This is a genomic window from Ramlibacter sp. JJN2-2R (assembly GCF_057747835.1).
In genome coordinates this window covers 765,634-781,779 of record NZ_CM173226.1, presented here as the reverse complement: position 1 = coordinate 781,779, position 16,146 = coordinate 765,634, and the positions used below count along the sequence as shown (strand labels likewise).

Sequence of the window (16,146 nt, the reverse complement as noted above, 5' to 3'; positions counted from 1 at the left end):
CGCTACGCCTCCGCCACCTCGGGCTGGCGGTCCATGAAGGCCTCCAGCTCGTCGATGGGCAGCGGGCGGCAGAACAGGTAGCCCTGGTACGAGTGGCAGCCCTGGCGCGCCAGGAAGGCGCGCTGCTCCTCGGTCTCCACGCCCTCGGCGATCACGTCCAGGTGCAGGCTCTGTGCCAGGCCGATCACCGTGCGCGCGATCGCCGCGTCGTTGGCGTCGGTCAGGATGTCCTTGACGAACTCGCGGTCGATCTTGAGCTGGTCCAGCGGCAGCCGCTTGAGGTAGGACAGCGACGAGTAGCCGATGCCGAAGTCGTCCAGCGAGAGCGAGACGCCCATGTCCTTCAGGCTGCCCATCTTGGCGATCGTCACGTCGATGCCGTCGGCCAGCAGGCTCTCGGTGAGCTCGAGCTTGAGCTTGTGCGGCTGGATGCCCCACTGCTCGATCGCCTGCATCACCTCGTCGACGAACTCCGGATGCCGGAACTGGCGGACGCTGACGTTGACCGCGATGCTCAGGTGGCGCCGGTCGGGCCGGCGCTCCCACTCGGCCAGCTGCGCGCAGGCGGCGTCGAGCACCCACCGGCCGATCGGGATGATGAGCGACGTCTCTTCGGCCGCCGGGATGAACTGGTCCGGCGGCACCAGCCCACGCTGCGGATGCACCCAGCGCAGCAGCGCCTCGACGCCGGTCATGCGACCGTCGGGGCCGACCTGCGGCTGGTAGTCGACGCGGAACTGGTTCTCGCGCCAGGCCTGGCGCAGGTCGGACGACAGGGCCGCGTTCGCGCTCACGACCGCCTGCATCTCGGGGTCGAAGAAGCACACGGTGTTGCGGCCGGCGCGCTTGGCCTGGTACATGGCCAGGTCCGCCTGCTTGAGCAGTTCGCTGACGGTGCGGTCGCGGTCGCTCGGGCCGAACAGCGTGACGCCGATGCTGCACGTGCTGTGGTGCAGGTAGCCCGGCAGCACGTACGGCTCGCCCAGCGCCGCCAGGATGCGCTCGGCCACGGCGCGGGCGCCCTTGGCCGGGTCGAGCGGCTTGTCGCCGCGGTTTTCGAGCAGGATCACGAACTCGTCGCCCCCGAGCCGCGCGACCGTGTCGCCCTTGGCCACGCAGGAGCGCAGCCGTTCGGCCACCAGCTGCAGCAGCATGTCGCCCTTCTGGTGCCCGAGGGTGTCGTTGAGCACCTTGAAGTTGTCGAGGTCGATGAACATCAGCGCGCCCTCGCGCGGGCGGGCCGGGTCGGCCAGGGCCGCATGCAGCCGGTCCATCAGCAGCTGGCGGTTGGGCAGCTTGGTCAGCGCGTCGTAGAAGGCCAGGTGCTGGATCTTCTCCTCGGCCAGCTTGCGTTCGGTGACGTCGCGGCCGACGGCGACCCAGTGGGTCAGCTTGCGCTCCTTGTCCCACACCGGCGAGACGTCCAGGTCCACCCAGTACGGCTCGCCGTTCTTCTTGTAGTTGATCAGGTCCACGCGCGCCGGCCGCCACTCCTCCAGCGCCGCGCGGATCTGGTCGAGCGCCCGGCGCTGGGTGTTGGGGCCCTGCAGGAAGCGCGGGCTGCGCCCCAGCACCTCGTCGCGGCTGTAGCCGGTGCGGCGCTCGAAGGCCTCGTTGACGAACACGATGCGCGGGCCGGGATCGCTGAAGGGTCCGGCCTCGGTGATGATGACGATGTCGTTCAGGCGCGAAATGCTGCCTTCCAGCAGGCGCAGCTGCTCCTGCGAACGGCGGCGGGCCGTGACGTCGCAGAAGTGCACGGCCATGCCGCCGGCGAAGGGCACGGCGCGCGCCTCGAACCAGCGGGCCAGCCGGGCGTCGAGTTCCTCGAACTCCAGCCGCTTGCCGGCGGCGCAGGCGGCTCGGAACTGCTCCTCCAGGCGCAGGCGAACGATCTTCTGGAACGAGTTCCACAGCCGGCGCCCCAGCAGTTGCGTGCTGTCGCCGCCGAGCAGCCGCTCGGCCTGCTCGTTGAGGTAGGTGTACTGGCCGTTGCTGTCGACGGTGGCGAAGGCGTCCTCGCTGCCCAGTGCGGCGCCCATGCGCAGCAGCGTGCCGGGCCGCCCGCGCGGCGCGATCTCCTGCATCGCGCCCTGGACGACCACGATCGCGCCGCCCTCGTCGCGCACGGCCTGGCCCAGTGCCCGGACCCAGGCCCGGCGGCCGTCGAGGCGCAGGATCTGCACTTCCTGGTCGAAGGGCTCGCCCCGGCTGGCGCAGGCATGGACGAGCCCGGCCAGCTTGTCCCGGTCCTCGGGCGCCAGGTGCTGGAAGGGGTCGGCCTTGGGCGAGTAGCCGGCCGGCGCGCCGTGGATGGCGGCGAGGCGGTCGGACCACCGCGCCTGCCCGCTGGCGACGTCGAATCGCCACACGCCGAGCGAAGCGGCCTGCTCGAGCATGGAGACGAGACTGGCGTCCTGCGCCGTGTCGGTGGAATGCATCAGTGAACGGAAGCGATGTGCGCGCAGGCGCGCAGCTGATGGTAAGGCGGATGCGCATGCGCCCGGGTAGGCAGCGTCCTACCGCAGTTCGGGCACCCTTCCCGACGGGACACAGCAGGGCCGCGCATAGAGTCTTAACGCCTGAAACCCGTGTTTACGCCCTGCCCGTGCCACCCTGCCTGCGCGCCTTCGTCGTCGAGGACAACGCGACCATCCGGGAGAACCTGGTGGGGACGCTGGAGGAACTCACGTGCGTGAAGGTCGTGGGCGACTGCGCCGCCGAGGACGACGCGCAGCAGTGGCTGTCGGACGCCAGGAACACCTGGGACCTGGTGATCGTGGACCTGTTTCTCAAGCGCGGCAGCGGCCTGAGCCTGCTGCAGCACATCCCGCGGCGCAGCCCGAACCAGCGCATCGTCGTCTTCAGCAATTACGTCAATGCCAGCGTGCGCAAGCGCTGCGCCCAGATGGGCGTGGACGCCGTGTTCGACAAGTCGACGGAAATCGACGCGCTGGTGGACTATTGCGCGCGGCGCTGCGCGCAGGTCGCGGCCAGCCAGCCCGCCAGGGCCTGAGCCGGCGCGGCGCTCAGCCGAGCGAACCACCACGGCGCAGCATCAGCGCGAGCTGCTCGGCCGGCACCGGCTCGCTGTAGAGAAAGCCTTGCGCCAGATCGCAGCGCAGGGCCTGCAGTTCCCAGGCCTGCTCGCGCGTCTCGACGCCCTCGGCGACCACCTTCAGGCTCAGGTTGCGCGCCAGGTTGATGCAGGTACCGACGATGCCGCGGTAGGCCGGGTCGGTGGCGATCTTCTTGATGAACGAGCGGTCGATCTTCACCTCGTCCACCGGCAGCGTGACGATGTAGGCCAGCGACGAATAGCCCGTGCCGAAGTCGTCGATCGCCACCGGAATGCCAAGTGCGCGCACCTGCGTCAGCACGTCGATCGCCTGCTCCATGTTGCCGATCAGCACGCTCTCGGTGACTTCGATGCCCAGGGCACCGGCGTGACCGCCGATGGCGGACAGCGCCTCCCCGAGGTGACGAACCAGCTGGCCGTGGCGAAGCTGCGCGGCCGCCACGTTCACGGCGATGCGCGGCGCCGCGAGCCCGGCCGAGTTCCAGCGCTTCCAGTCCGCCGCGGCGCGCAGCATGATGTGGCGGCCCACCTCGCGGATGAGGCCGGTCGATTCCAGCGCGGGCACGAATTCGGACGGCGGCACGATGCCGCGCTCCGGGTGCATCCAGCGGATGAGCGCTTCCACGCCCTGGATCCGGCCGGTGGCCACGTCGACCTTGGGCTGGTAGTAGTTGACGAACTCGTTGCGCTCGAGCGCGGCGCGCAGCTGCGGCTCCAGGCGGTAGTGCGCGCTCGCAGCGGCATCGACCGACTTGTCGAAGAACGCCGCCGGCTCGTCGCGCTCGATGGCCAGCTGCAGCGCCGCGTCGGCGGCGTTGACCACCTCGTCGAGGGTGCGGCCGTGCTGGGGGAACGACGCGAAGCCCAGATGGACGGGGCACACCAGCGTCAGCCCGTTCACCGCATACGGCGCCTGCAGTTGCGCGGACAGGCGCGGCGCCTGCGTGCGCGCGAACGCGTCGGCGTCCACGTCGGGAAAGAACAGGATGAAGAGGCCCCGCTTGATGCGGCCGATGAAGGCCTCGCCGTCGGCCAGTTCGCGCAGGCGCGCGGCCGTCTGCGTGATCATGGCGTCGGCGATGCGGAAGCCATGCGCGGAATTGATGTGGCTGAGCGCCTTCAGGCGCACGAAGCAGACCACGCCGCGGCTGGGCTTGGCGGCCTCGAACTGGCCTTCGAAGTGCAGCCAGTTCGGCAGCCCCGTGAGCCGGTCGGTCTGGGTGGCGATGCGCAGTTCGCGCCGCAGGCTCAGCTGGGAGCACACGGTGCGCGCCAGGGTCTCCAGCATCGCCCGCTGGGACGCCGACAGGCTGCGCGGGCGCGAATCCATGATGCACAGCGTGCCGACGGCGGCCCCCGAACGCGTGCGCAGCGGCACGCCGGCATAGAAGGCCACCGGCTCGGCGCCGGCGCCGTGCAAGGTCGGGTCGAACCAGGGCAGCAGGGCCGTGTCCTCGACCTCCAGCACCGCCTCGTCCGTCAGGATGGCCCGCGCGCACAGCCCCTGGTCGCGATCCACCGCACCGACGGGGATGCCCACCCGGGCCTTGTAGACCTGCCGGGCGGCGTCGACGAAGCTCACGGCCGCCATCGGCGCCTCGCAGACCCGGGCCGCCAGTTCGACCAGGGCCTGGCACTCGTGGTCGGCGGCGGCGTCCAGCAGGTTGAACTCGCGCAGCGCGCCCAGCCGGTCCGCCTCGTCGGCGGGCACGGGGGCCGTCGACTGCACCAGCGCCAGTTGCCCCGGCGGTGGCGCATACAAGGTGCGGGCCGGAATGCGCGGCACGGAACGGGCCGGGCGTTCGAGTGCCCGGCGCAGCAACGGCGCGAGATCCATCATGGCTGCCTCCTGTTCCACCGTCCGGCCGGCGCGCGAGGCGGGGTCGCCCACAAGCAGGCGCGCACGGCAAACGTAAGGAAACTTTTCATCGGCGAGGCCAATGTAAGTAGGCGGCTCAGCCGTTGGCTGTCATCCGTTCAGCGGTCCCGTTGTAGGACGCCATTGACAGCGCGACCATGAAAAAAGGCCAGTGCGGAGAGCACTGGCCTTTTGTCGTTTGGTGCGGCTGGCAGGATTCGAACCCACGACCCCTTGGTTCGTAGCCAAGTACTCTATCCAACTGAGCTACAGCCGCGAAGCCTGCGAGTATAGCAGCACCCGGACGGGTTTCCCGCCAGCCCGACCTCCCGGACCCCCATTTTCCGCAGCCGATCGGCCGAAACCGGCAGGAAACCCCATTCCGCCCTGGCCCGGCGCCCCGAATCGCAGGCGTCAAACGGGCTCGCCGCACCCGCAACGATCGGACACCCGTGCCCGCCGGTGTATTCCTAGAGTGGTCCGGAACCAGGAGAAATCACCATGACGACTGCCAAAGGGCACCTGAAGCTCACCGGCGACACCCACCTGCCGGACGCGGAATCGGACCTGGACCTGGAGGAAGGCACCTCGGGCCTGGCCGCCCTGGCGCGCGAGCGCCACCAGCCCGGCCGTGCGGCCGTCCGGCACGGCGGCGTGCTGCGGGCGCAGGAATGGGAGGACCCACGCGGTGCCGCCGCGGCGGCGGCCAAGGCGGGCCTGACGCTGGTCGCCTGCTGGCTGGTGGTGAAGCTGCTTCGGCGCTGAACGCGCGCGCGCTGGTAGCGCACGGACAGGCTGGGATCGACGTCGCCTCGCATGCGGGTGCCAGCCGCATCCGCCATTCGCCGGTCAAGCGAACCCCGACGCCTTCACAAGCCGTTAACGCTGCGGACAAGAGCGGCGTGCGGTTCGCACGGAACAATTCCGCCCATGACGCCCTCCGCCCTTGCCCTGAACCGCTTCGGCCTCGGCGCCCGGCCGAACGATGCGCCACCGGCCGACCCGCAGCACTGGCTGCTTGCGCAGCTGGATGCCTACGAGCCGCTGCCCGCGGCTTGGAAGCCGCTGCCGCGGACCGCCGCGCTCGTGGACATCTGGAACCACATGCAGCGCTCGGTGCGGCAAGCGCCCGAAGGCCAGCGAAGCGGCATCCGTGAGGCGTACCTGCGCGAAGGCAGCAGGGAGTACCGGGCGGCAGTCGGCGCGCGAACCACCAGCGCGATGCAGACTCGCACGCCCTTCGTCGAGCGGCTGGTGCACTTCTGGTCCAACCACTTCGCGGTGTCCGTTGACAAGCTGCTCATCGTCGGCCTGGCGGGCAGCTTCGAGGCGGACGCCATCCGGCCCAACGTGCTGGGCCGTTTTGAGGACCTGCTGCTCGCCGTGGTGCGGCACCCGGCGATGCTGCTCTACCTCGACCAGGCGCAATCGACCGGCCCGGGAAGCAAGATGGGCTCGCGCGGCCGGGGCCTGAACGAGAACCTCGCGCGCGAGATTCTGGAACTCCACACGCTCGGCGTGCGCAGCGGCTACACGCAGGAGGACGTGACGGAATTCGCGCGAGCGCTGACCGGCTGGACACTGCCCGGCGATGCGGGAACCAGCGGCGGCGCCACCTTCCGTTTCGTGGCTGCGCTGCACGAGCCCGGCACGCGCACCATCCTCGGAAAAACGTATCCAGACGGGGGCGAAGAGCAGGCGCGCGCCGTTATCCACGACCTCGTGACCGCGTCGTCCACGGCGCTTCACGTCGCGCGCAAGCTCGCGCGCCACTTCGTGGCGGACGATCCGCCGGAAGCGCTCGTGCAGCGCCTCGCCGATACCTTCGCACGGACCGGCGGCGACCTGCCAAGCGTCTACCGCGAATTGGTCGCGGCGCCGGAGGCGTGGAAGGCGCCCGGCGCGAAGTTCAAGTCTCCCTGGGAGTGGGCGATCTCCAGCCTGCGCGCTATGGGTCGACAGGCGATGGAGCCGGGGCAAGCTGCGAGTTTGATGACCCAACTGGGCCAACCGGTGTGGCGGCCCGGCTCACCGGCCGGCTACAGCGACAGGGCCACGGCCTGGGCTGCGCCCGATGCGCTCATGCGGCGCGTGGAGGTCGCGCAGCGGCTCGCGCAAGAGGCGGGCGACGCTCTGGATGCACGTCGCCTTGCGCCGCGCGTGCTGCCCGGTTCGTTGAGTGACGCCACGGCAGGCGCCATCGGGCGTGCAGAAAGTGGCGGCACTGCGCTCGCGCTGCTGCTCGTTTCCCCGGAATTCCTGAGGAGATGAGAATGAGCCTGGATCGACGCAGCTTCCTGGGCGCCGCCACGCTGGTGGCCGCACCGCAGGTGCTCTTCGCGCAAGCCGCAACGGAGCGGCGCTTCGTCTTCATCATCCAACGCGGCGCCGCCGACGGCTTGAACACGGTGATTCCCTACGCGGAGCCTGCCTATGCGCGCCTGCGTGGCGCCCTGGCCATCGACCCGACGGCGGCGATGAAGCTGGACGGCACCTTCGCGCTGCATCCCGCGCTGCCGAGGCTTCGAGAGCTCTACGCGGCCGGGGAAGCCGGCTTCCTGCACGCCGTCGCCTCGCCGTATCGAGATCGCTCGCACTTCGATGGGCAGAACGTGCTCGAAACAGGCGGCAAGTCGCCGTACCAGTTGAAGGACGGCTGGATGAACCGCCTGCTGGGACTGCTGCCGCGCAGCGGCAAGGAAGCAATTGCGTTCTCGCCTGCGGTGCCGCTGGCGCTGCTTGGCGCGGTTGAGGTGACGACCTATGCACCGTCCACATTGCCGGAAGCCAGCGAAGACCTGCTGATGCGCGTGGAGCAGCTCTATGCCCGCGATGGCCAACTGCATGCGCTGTGGGCTTCGGCGCTCGAAGCCCGTGGCATGGCCGGCGAAAGGATGGGCGGCGGCACGAACCGGCAGGATGCCGCTGCGCTGGGCCGGCTCGCCGCCCGCTTCCTCGCGCGCGCCGACGGCCCGCGCATAGCGATGATCGAAACCGGTGGCTGGGATACGCACAGCGGGCAGAACGCGCGTCTCGCCGCGCAGCTGCGCAGACTCGACAATCTCCTCGGCGCGCTGCGGGACGGAATGGGCGCCGCTTGGTCGCAGACCGTGGTGCTTGTGGCGACCGAGTTCGGACGCACCGTGGCGATCAACGGCACGGGCGGCACCGACCACGGCACCGCCTCAGCTGCCATGGTGATCGGCGGGCCGGTGCACGGCGGCCGCATCCTCACGGACTGGCCCGGCCTCGCGCCCGGCAACCTGTTCGAGGGGCGCGACCTCCGGCCCACCATGGCGCTGGACACGTTGATCGCTTCGGTGTGCGCCGAAACGTTCAGGCTGGACCCGGAGCGCACGGCGCGTGTGCTGTTCCCCGATGCGGGCCGAGGCCAGGGCGTGCAGCCGCTGCTGCGCACCTAGATGACGAGCACCCGCCCGCAATGCGACGCACTGTTGTTGGGGCGGCTGCGTCGGGGCATGGAAGAAGTGGCCAGTGAAGTGTCCGGGTGAGTTGAACACCGACGTCACCGGCGGACCGCACGCGAAGCCCTGCAAAGGCCCGTCTTGAAACTGGTAGGGCGTGCTGGACTTGAACCAGCGACCAAGGGATTATGAGTCCCCTGCTCTGACCAACTGAGCTAACGCCCCGGCCAGTGGGCGATTGTAGAGAGCGCCGTGTCCGCTCCGGCGCGGGCCTCAGGGCTTCTGGTGGCTCAGCGCGTTGGTAACCAGGCGGGAGGTGATGTCCACGATCTGGATCATCCGGTCGTAGGGCATGCGGGTGGGGCCGATCACGCCCAGCGTGCCGACCACCTGCCCGTCGACCTCGTAGGGCGCGCTCACGACCGACAGCTCCTCGAACGGCACCACCTGGCTCTCGCCGCCGATGAAAATGCGCACGCCCTCGGCCTGGCTGGAGATGTCGAGCAGGCGCATCAGCTGGGTCTTCTGCTCGAACAGCTCGAACGCCTTGCGCAGGTGCGTCATGTCGCTGGAGAAGTCGGAGACGGCCAGCAGGTTGCGCTCGCCGGAGATCACGACCTCGCCCTGCGCCTGGTCCATCGCCTCCGAGCTGGCGTCCACGGCGGTCTGCATCAGCTGCGCGATCTCGCCGCGCAGCTGCTCGACCTCGCCCTTGAGCCGCTCGCGCACCTGCTCGATGGCCAGACCGGCGTAGTGGGCGTTGAGGTAGTTGGCCGCCTCGACCAGCTGCGATTGGGTGTAGTCGGCCGCGGTGAACACCACCCGGTTCTGCACGTCCCCGTCGGGCGAGACGATGATGACCAGGAAGCGGCGCTCGGACAGCCGCAGGAACTCGATGTGGCGAAAGACCGACGTGCGCCGCGGCGCCATCACCACGCCGACGAACTGCGACAGGTTCGACAGCAGCTGCGCCGCGTTGGCGATCACGCGCTGCGGCTGGTCGGGCGGCAGGCTCGGCGCGGTGAACTGCTCGCGCTGCACCGTGAGCATGGTGTCCACGAACAGGCGGTAGCCGCGGGCCGTGGGAATGCGTCCGGCGGACGTGTGGGGGCTGGCGATCAGACCCAGGTCTTCCAGGTCCGACATCACGTTGCGGATGGTGGCGGGGGACAGCTCGAGACCCGACGCGCGCGAGAGGGTGCGGGACCCGACCGGCTGTCCCTCGGCGATGTAGCGCTCGACCAGCGCTTTCAACAACAACTTGGCACGGTCATCGAGCATAGGGCGCAGGCTTTGCAGTCATTTTAATGATGTAATTTGTGTCAATGAAGATCCTGTTCCGCCAGGTTGCGCTGATCGGCAAATACCACGTGGCCGGCGGGGCCGCGGCGGCCAGCAGCCGCGCGGCGCTGGAGGACATCGCCCGCTTCCTGACGGCCGAGGGCTGCGACGTGGTCATCGAGCATGACACGGCCGCCACCTCGGGCATCACGGGTTACCCCGTGCTCGACGTGGCCGGCATCGGCGCCCAGTGCGACCTCGGGCTGGTGGTCGGCGGCGACGGCACCATGCTGGGCATCGGGCGCCAGCTCGCCAGCTTCGGGGTGCCGCTGGTGGGCATCAACCAGGGCCGGCTCGGCTTCATCACCGACATTCCCCTGGACAGCTACCGGCAGGTTCTGGCGCCCATGCTGCGCGGCGAATACGAGGAAGACCGCCGCACCTTGATGCAGGCCTGCGTCATGCGCGACGCCGACTGCGTCTTCAAGGCCCTGGCCATGAACGACGTCGTCGTCAACCGCGGCGCCACCTCCGGCATGGTCGAACTGCGGGTCGAGGTCGACGGCCATTTCGTCGCCAACCAGCGCGCCGACGGCCTGATCGTCGCCACGCCCACGGGGTCGACCGCGTACGCGCTGTCCGCCGGCGGCCCCCTGCTCCACCCGGCCAATCCCGCCGTGGTGCTCGTGCCGATCGCGCCGCACACGCTGTCCAACCGGCCGATCGTGCTGCCCGACAGCGGCGAGATCGCGATCGAGCTGGTCGCCGGCCGCGATGCCAGCGCCAACTTCGACATGCAATCGCTCGCCTCGCTGCTGCATGGCGACCGCATCCTGGTGCGCCGCTCGGAACACCAGGCGCGGTTCCTGCACCCCAAGGGCTGGAGCTACTACGACACGCTGCGCAAGAAGTTGCACTGGTACGAGGGGGGAACATGAGCCTCAAGCGCATCACCCTGCGTGATTTCGTCATCGTCCGCGAACTGGAACTCGACCTGGCCGACGGCTTCACCGTCCTGACCGGTGAAACCGGCGCCGGCAAGTCGATCCTGGTCGACGCCCTGCAGCTGGCGCTGGGCGCCCGCGCCGACGCCAGCGTCGTGCGCGAAGGCGCCGCGCGGGCGGACATCGGGGCCGAGTTCGACGCCGTGCCGCAGCTGGCCGGCTGGCTGGACGAGGCCGGCTTCGAGGCCGGCGACACGCTGCTCCTGCGGCGCAGCATCGACCCGCAGGGCAAGAGCCGCGCCTGGATCAACGGCAGCCCGGCCACCGCCACGCAGCTGCGGGAGCTGGGCGAGCGGCTGGTGGACATCCACGGCCAGCATGCCTGGCAAAGCCTCACCCGGCCGGACGCGGTGCGCGACCTGCTGGACGCCTACGCCGGCGTCTCCACCGGGCCGCTGCAGCAGCACTGGCAGTCCTGGCGGGCGGCCCAGAAGCAGCTGGCCGACGCGCGCGCCGCGCAGGACACCCTGCAGCGCGAGCGCGAGCGCCTCACCTGGCAGATCGGCGAGGTGGACAAGCTGGCGCCCGGCCCGGACGAATGGGACGAGCTGAACGCGAGCCACACGCGCCTGTCGCATGCGCAGGCGCTGCTCGATGCCGCCCGCGCCGCCCTCGAGTCGCTCGAGGGCGAGGACAGCGGCGCGACCTCGCTGCTCACGCGCGCCCACGACGCACTGCAGGCGCAGGAGCACCTGGAGCCGGACTTCCGCTCGGCCCTGGAGGTGCTGGGCTCCAGCCTGGCACAGGCGGAAGACGCGGCCCACTCGCTGCACGCCTACCTGCGCAAGACCGACCCCGATCCGCACCGGCTGGCCGAGCTGGACGAGCGCATGGCCCTGTGGCTCTCGCTCGCCCGGCGCTACAAGCGCACCCCGGCCGAACTGCCGGCCCTGCTGGCGGGCTGGAGGGAGGAACTGGCGCGCCTGGACGCCGCGGCCGACCTCGCCGCCCTGGAGGCCGCCGAGAAGAAGCAGTCGCATGCGTACCTGGCCGCCGCCACGGCGCTGTCGAAGGCGCGCGCCAAGGCCGCGCCGCAGCTGGCCAAGGCCATCACCCAGGCCATGCAGGGCCTGGGCATGCAGGGCGGCCGCTTCGAGGTGTCGATCGAGGCGCTGCCCCAGCCCGGCGCGGCCGGCGTGGACGACATCGCCTTCCTGGTGGCCGGCCACCCCGGTGCGACGCCGCGGCCGGTGGGCAAGGTCGCCTCCGGCGGCGAGCTCTCGCGCATCGCACTGGCCATCGCCGTCACCACCAGCCAGCTGGGCGCGGCGCAGACCCTCATCTTCGACGAGGTGGACGCGGGCGTGGGCGGCGCCGTGGCCGAGACCGTGGGCCGGCTGATGAAGCAGCTGGGCCGCGACCGGCAGGTCCTCGCGGTCACCCACCTGCCGCAGGTGGCCGCCTGCGCCGACCACCACCTGGTGGTGGCCAAGCAGAGCAGCCGATCGGGAACGAGCAGTTCGGTCCAGCCGGTCGAAGGCGAGCAGCGAGTGGCTGAAGTGGCGCGCATGCTCGGCGGCGAACGCCTCTCGGGCACCACCCTGGCGCACGCCAAGGAAATGCTGGGCAGCGGGGCCGCATGAGCCTCGACCTCGTCCTGATCACCGGCATGTCCGGCTCGGGCAAGTCGGTCGCGCTGCGCGCGCTCGAGGACGCGGGCTACTACTGCGTCGACAACCTGCCGCCGGAGCTGCTGCAGGCGTTCGTCGAACTGGAGCAGGCCAACGAGGGCAAGCACGTCGCCATCGCCATGGACGTGCGCAGCGCGACGTCGCTGCCGCGCGTGCCCGCCCAGTTGCGCGAGCTGCGCGCACGGGGCGTCAGCATCCGCTCGCTGTTCCTGGACGCCACCACCGACACGCTGGTGCGCCGCTTCTCGGAGACGCGCCGGCGCCACCCGCTGTCGCGGCAGGACGCCGCCGAGCACGAGAGCGATCCGCTGCTGCGCCAGCACGCACTGGTGGACGCGATCGAGCTCGAACGCGAACTGCTGGCCGACCTGCGCGAGCAGGCCCACGTCATCGACAGCAGCACCATCCGTCCCGCGCAGCTGCAGGCGCAGGTGAAAGCGCTGCTGTCGGCCCCGGCCAGCCAGATCACGCTGGTGTTCGAGTCGTTCGCCTTCAAGCGCGGCATCCCGGTCGATGCCGACTACGTGTTCGACGTGCGGATGCTGCCCAACCCGCATTACGAACCCGCGCTGCGCGACCTCACCGGTCTGGACCGCCCCGTGGCCGACTTCCTGGCCGCCCAGCCCGGCGTGGAGCGCATGTCCGCCGACATCGAACGCTTCCTGCAGCAGTGGCTGGAGCCGCTGGCCCAGGACCACCGCAGCTACGTCACGGTGGCCATCGGCTGCACCGGCGGCCAGCACCGGTCGGTGTACCTGGTGGAGCGGCTGGCACGCGCCTTCGGCGGCCGCTGGACCACCCTGCGGCGCCACCGCGAACTCGAACGCAGCTAGGCGTCCAGCAGGCGCCGCACCGGCGTGGGCAGGCCGAGCGAGCGCCACTGGTCCGGCTTGAACCACGCGCCCTCCCGGTCCGGCAGGCAGTCGCCGTGGACCGCCGCGCGCACCGGGTGCAGGTGCAGGTCCTTGTGGGTCAGCACGTGCGTGAATGCGGGCTCGTCGCTGGCGGCGGCGCGCTCGCGCGCCGACAGGGCCCGGGCCAGCGCCTCGCGCGACTCGAACAGCGGCAGGCAGTACAGCCCCGCCCACACGCCCGGCACGGGGCGCTTTTCCAGCCAGACGGCGCCGTCGCTGGCCTCGGCACGCAGCAGCCAGAGCGACTGCGCCGTGCGCTTGAGCTTGCGCGTGCGCACCGGGTAGCGCTCGGGGTTGCCTTCCGCGCGCGCGCGGCACAGGTCGCGCAGGGGGCACAGCAGGCAGCTGGGGTTGCGGGCCAGGCAGACGGTGGCGCCCAGGTCCATCAGGCCTTGCGTGTAGGCCGGCATGTCGGCCGCATCGGCAGGCAGCAGGTCCGTCGCGCGGCTCCACAGCGCCCGCTCGGCGGCCGTGCCGGCCAGGTCGTCGCCGAAGGCCAGCGCGCGGGCCAGCACGCGCTTGACGTTGCCGTCGAGGATGGCGGCCCGCTCGCCGAAGCAGAACGCCGCGATGGCGGCGGCGGTGGAGCGGCCGATGCCGGGCAGTTGCTGCAGTTCGGCGCTGGTGCGGGGAAATTCGCCGCCGTGCCGCGCCACCACGTCCTGCGCGCAGCGGTGCAGGTTGCGCGCGCGGCTGTAGTAGCCCAGCCCGCTCCACAACCCGAGCACGTCGTCCAGCGGCGCCGCCGCCAGGGCGGCCACGTCCGGGAAGCGCTGCAGGAACCGCTCGAAGTAGCCCAGCACGACCGACACCTGCGTCTGCTGCAGCATGATCTCGGACAGCCAGACGCGGTACGGGTCGCGGCTGCCCTGCCAGGGCAGCGCGTGCCGGCCGTGGGAGCGCTGCCAGCGCACCACGTGCCCGGCGAAGTCGCCGGACGCGGCGGCGGTCATGCGCGCTGGAGTTCGGGCTGCTCGCCCTCGACCGCGGCGGCGGGGGTGGCGACCAGGTGCCCGGTCAGTTCGGTCAGCTTGGCATCGAGCTCGTTGATGGCGGCTTCCTGCGCGGCGATCTCGGCGATGCGGTCGTCCAGGCCGGAGGCGGCCTGCTGGATGCGCTCGATGGCTTCCATCCGGCGGGCGAAATTGCGCCGGCGCTCGCGCAGCTGCGCGTCGAGCTGCGCGGCCGAGGCCTTGTTCCACAGCTCCACTTCGCCCAGGGCCGACTCGTACACCACGCGCAGGCGGGTGGCCAGGGCGCGCACGAGGCGATCGGCGAATTCCGGCTGCGCCAGGCGCAGCGCGTTGCCCATGCCCAGGTACTGCTGGTGGCTGCGCTCGACGAGCTCCAGGTCGCGCTCGTAGCGCGCGAGGTCCGGCTCCTTGGGCGGCTGCAGCGAGAAGCCGTATTCGGCGTTGAGCTGCCGGAAAGTGCCGGTCAGCATGGACTGGATCTCGTTGCTGAGGCCCTGCGCCTTGCGCAGTCCTTCGCGCAGGCGGTCGAACGTGAGCGAATAGGCGCGCCTGACGCCGAGCTTGATGCCGGGCTGGCGCAGCTCCTTCGTGAGGCCGGCCATCTCGGTCTTGAGCGTGGCCGTGCCCAGCAGGGCGAACACCTCGCGCAGCAGCTTCAGGTGCACCGAGCGCACCGCATGGATCTTGGCGCCACTGACGTCGAAATCGCGCTGCTCCTGCTCGATGCGCGCGCGCATGTGCCGGATCACCGAGACGTTCTTGCCGCGCAGGCCCTTGAGCTCGATCATCTGCTCGGCCAGGTCGCGGCGGCGAATGTTCAGGGCGCGGCCGGCTTCGGTGCGCAGCTCCTGCATGTTGGCGGTGACAGCGCCGCGCAGGATCTTCTGCCGCTGGCCCATGACGCCTTCGCTCAGGGCCCGCTCCAGCACCGGCAGCTGGCTGGCGGACAGCAGCGCCGCGTCGTTCTTGACCTTGGCGACCAGGCCCTTCTGGGCCGACACGGGGATCACCTGCTCGGGCGGCAGGCCGAGGATCTCGGCGGAGGTGGCGCGCTGGCGGTCGATCTGGGCCTGGACCTGGGCGCTCGTGCTGAGCGAGTCCCACATCGTGTCGATCTTGTTCAGCACCACGAGGTGCGAGCCGCTGTCCTCGCGGTCGGCGATCAGGTGCTCGCGCCAGATCGCCAGGTCGGACTTGGTCACGCCGGTGTCGGCGCCCAGGATGAACACCACCGCATGCGCCTGCGGAATCAGGTTGACCGTCAGCTCCGGTTCGGCGCCGATGGCGTTCAGGCCCGGGGTGTCGAGGATGACCAGGCCCTGCTTGAGCAGCGGGTGCGCGATGTTGATCAGCGCGTGCCGCCAGCGGGGGATCTCCACCATGCCGTCGGCACCCACCATCGGGTTGTCCTCGGGGGTGTCGTCGTGCCAGAAGCCCAGCGCCCTGGCCTCGTCCCGGCTGACATGGCGGACCTCGGAGACCTTCTCGAACGCCTGCGCGAGCTGCGCGGGGTCGTTGACGTCCAGGTCGACGCGCGTCCACTTCTCGGGGGCCAGGCGCCACTCCATCAGCGGCTGCGGCTGCAGGCGCGTCTCGATCGGCAGCAGGCGCAGGCACGGGGGCACTTCGGCGTCGTAGCCCAGCTCGGTGGGGCACATCGTCGTGCGCCCGGCGCTGGCCGGCATGATGCGGCGCTTGTAGCCGGCAAAGAAGATCGCATTGATCAACTCCGACTTGCCGCGCGAGAACTCGGCGACGAAGGCGACCATCACCTTGTCGGAACGCACCTGCGACTCCAGGCGCTTCAGGCGCTCCTCGATCGCGGCGTCCAGCAGGTCGTGGTCCTTCAGCCACTCCGACAGCAGCTTCAGGCGCAGCGCGAATTCGCGCCTCCAGGCGCCGTGCTGGTCGAACTGTTCGTTGAAGGAAGTGCCCACTAAGTCCCCGTCTCTCAAGGGAAATATAGCACCGGGACCGCCG

At 70.5% G+C, this 16,146-nt stretch carries 12 protein-coding genes and 2 tRNA genes; 7 read left to right on the top strand and 7 right to left on the bottom strand.

Translation table 11 applies throughout. The features are described 5' to 3' along the window. Positions 1-2: 2 nt before the first annotated feature. Positions 3-2,441: a sensor domain-containing protein gene (locus AC3ANR_RS03885; protein WP_488290565.1), complete on the bottom strand. Its 2,439-nt coding sequence runs from the start codon at positions 2,439-2,441 to the stop codon at positions 3-5. Between the two features lie 161 nt (positions 2,442-2,602). Between AC3ANR_RS03885 and AC3ANR_RS03880 the strand changes: the two genes are divergently transcribed. Further along, on the top strand, positions 2,603-3,016 hold the full coding sequence (locus AC3ANR_RS03880) for a response regulator (RefSeq protein ID WP_488291745.1): 414 nt from the start codon (positions 2,603-2,605) through the stop codon (positions 3,014-3,016). Positions 3,017-3,029: 13 nt separating this feature from the next. On the opposite strand, the gene AC3ANR_RS03875 is transcribed toward AC3ANR_RS03880, so the two are convergent. Next, a complete protein-coding gene (locus AC3ANR_RS03875) occupies positions 3,030-4,919 on the bottom strand; it encodes a putative bifunctional diguanylate cyclase/phosphodiesterase (RefSeq protein ID WP_488290564.1) in 1,890 nt (629 codons plus the stop codon). Between the two features lie 218 nt (positions 4,920-5,137). Next, positions 5,138-5,214, bottom strand: a tRNA-Arg gene (locus AC3ANR_RS03870). Between the two features lie 224 nt (positions 5,215-5,438). Between AC3ANR_RS03870 and AC3ANR_RS03865 the strand changes: the two genes are divergently transcribed. From AC3ANR_RS03865 to AC3ANR_RS03855, 3 genes are all read left to right on the top strand, one after another. After that, a complete protein-coding gene (locus AC3ANR_RS03865; RefSeq protein WP_488290563.1) occupies positions 5,439-5,702 on the top strand; it encodes a hypothetical protein in 264 nt (87 codons plus the stop codon). A 165-nt stretch (positions 5,703-5,867) separates the two neighbouring features. Then, entirely contained in the window at positions 5,868-7,208 is a 1,341-nt protein-coding gene (locus AC3ANR_RS03860; RefSeq protein ID WP_488290562.1) for a DUF1800 domain-containing protein, read from the top strand. A 2-nt stretch (positions 7,209-7,210) separates the two neighbouring features. Then, positions 7,211-8,359 carry a DUF1501 domain-containing protein gene (locus AC3ANR_RS03855; RefSeq protein WP_488290561.1) on the top strand — a complete coding sequence of 383 codons (1,149 nt, stop codon included), beginning with the start codon at positions 7,211-7,213 and terminating at the stop codon, positions 8,357-8,359. Between the two features lie 151 nt (positions 8,360-8,510). Here the strand turns inward: AC3ANR_RS03855 and AC3ANR_RS03850 are convergent. Both AC3ANR_RS03850 and hrcA read right to left on the bottom strand, forming a co-directional pair. After that, positions 8,511-8,587: transfer RNA gene (locus AC3ANR_RS03850), tRNA-Ile, on the bottom strand. Positions 8,588-8,635: 48 nt separating this feature from the next. Continuing rightward, positions 8,636-9,643, bottom strand: a complete 1,008-nt coding sequence (gene hrcA / locus AC3ANR_RS03845) for a heat-inducible transcriptional repressor HrcA (RefSeq protein ID WP_488290560.1) — start codon at positions 9,641-9,643, stop codon at positions 8,636-8,638. A 44-nt stretch (positions 9,644-9,687) separates the two neighbouring features. On the opposite strand from hrcA, the gene AC3ANR_RS03840 reads away from it, so the two are divergent. The 3 genes from AC3ANR_RS03840 to rapZ are packed head-to-tail and all read left to right on the top strand — an operon-like array spanning position 9,688 to position 13,111. Further along, positions 9,688-10,581, top strand: a complete 894-nt coding sequence (locus AC3ANR_RS03840; protein WP_488290559.1) for an NAD kinase — start codon at positions 9,688-9,690, stop codon at positions 10,579-10,581. After that, entirely contained in the window at positions 10,578-12,230 is a 1,653-nt protein-coding gene (recN, locus tag AC3ANR_RS03835) for a DNA repair protein RecN (protein WP_488290558.1), read from the top strand. Before AC3ANR_RS03840 ends, recN begins: the two co-directional genes overlap by 4 nt. Beyond that, on the top strand, positions 12,227-13,111 hold the full coding sequence (gene rapZ / locus AC3ANR_RS03830; protein ID WP_488290557.1) for an RNase adapter RapZ: 885 nt from the start codon (positions 12,227-12,229) through the stop codon (positions 13,109-13,111). The genes recN and rapZ overlap by 4 nt, the downstream gene beginning before the upstream one ends. Here the strand turns inward: rapZ and mutY are convergent. Beyond that, a complete protein-coding gene (gene mutY / locus AC3ANR_RS03825) occupies positions 13,108-14,145 on the bottom strand; it encodes an A/G-specific adenine glycosylase (RefSeq protein WP_488290556.1) in 1,038 nt (345 codons plus the stop codon). The two genes, rapZ and mutY, sit on opposite strands and share 4 nt — an antisense overlap. Next, the gene (locus AC3ANR_RS03820) at positions 14,142-16,103 is read right to left on the bottom strand and encodes a dynamin family protein (protein WP_488290555.1); all 1,962 of its coding nucleotides are present in this window, start codon (positions 16,101-16,103) and stop codon (positions 14,142-14,144) included. The genes mutY and AC3ANR_RS03820 overlap by 4 nt, the downstream gene beginning before the upstream one ends. Between the last annotated feature and the right edge of the window lie 43 nt (positions 16,104-16,146).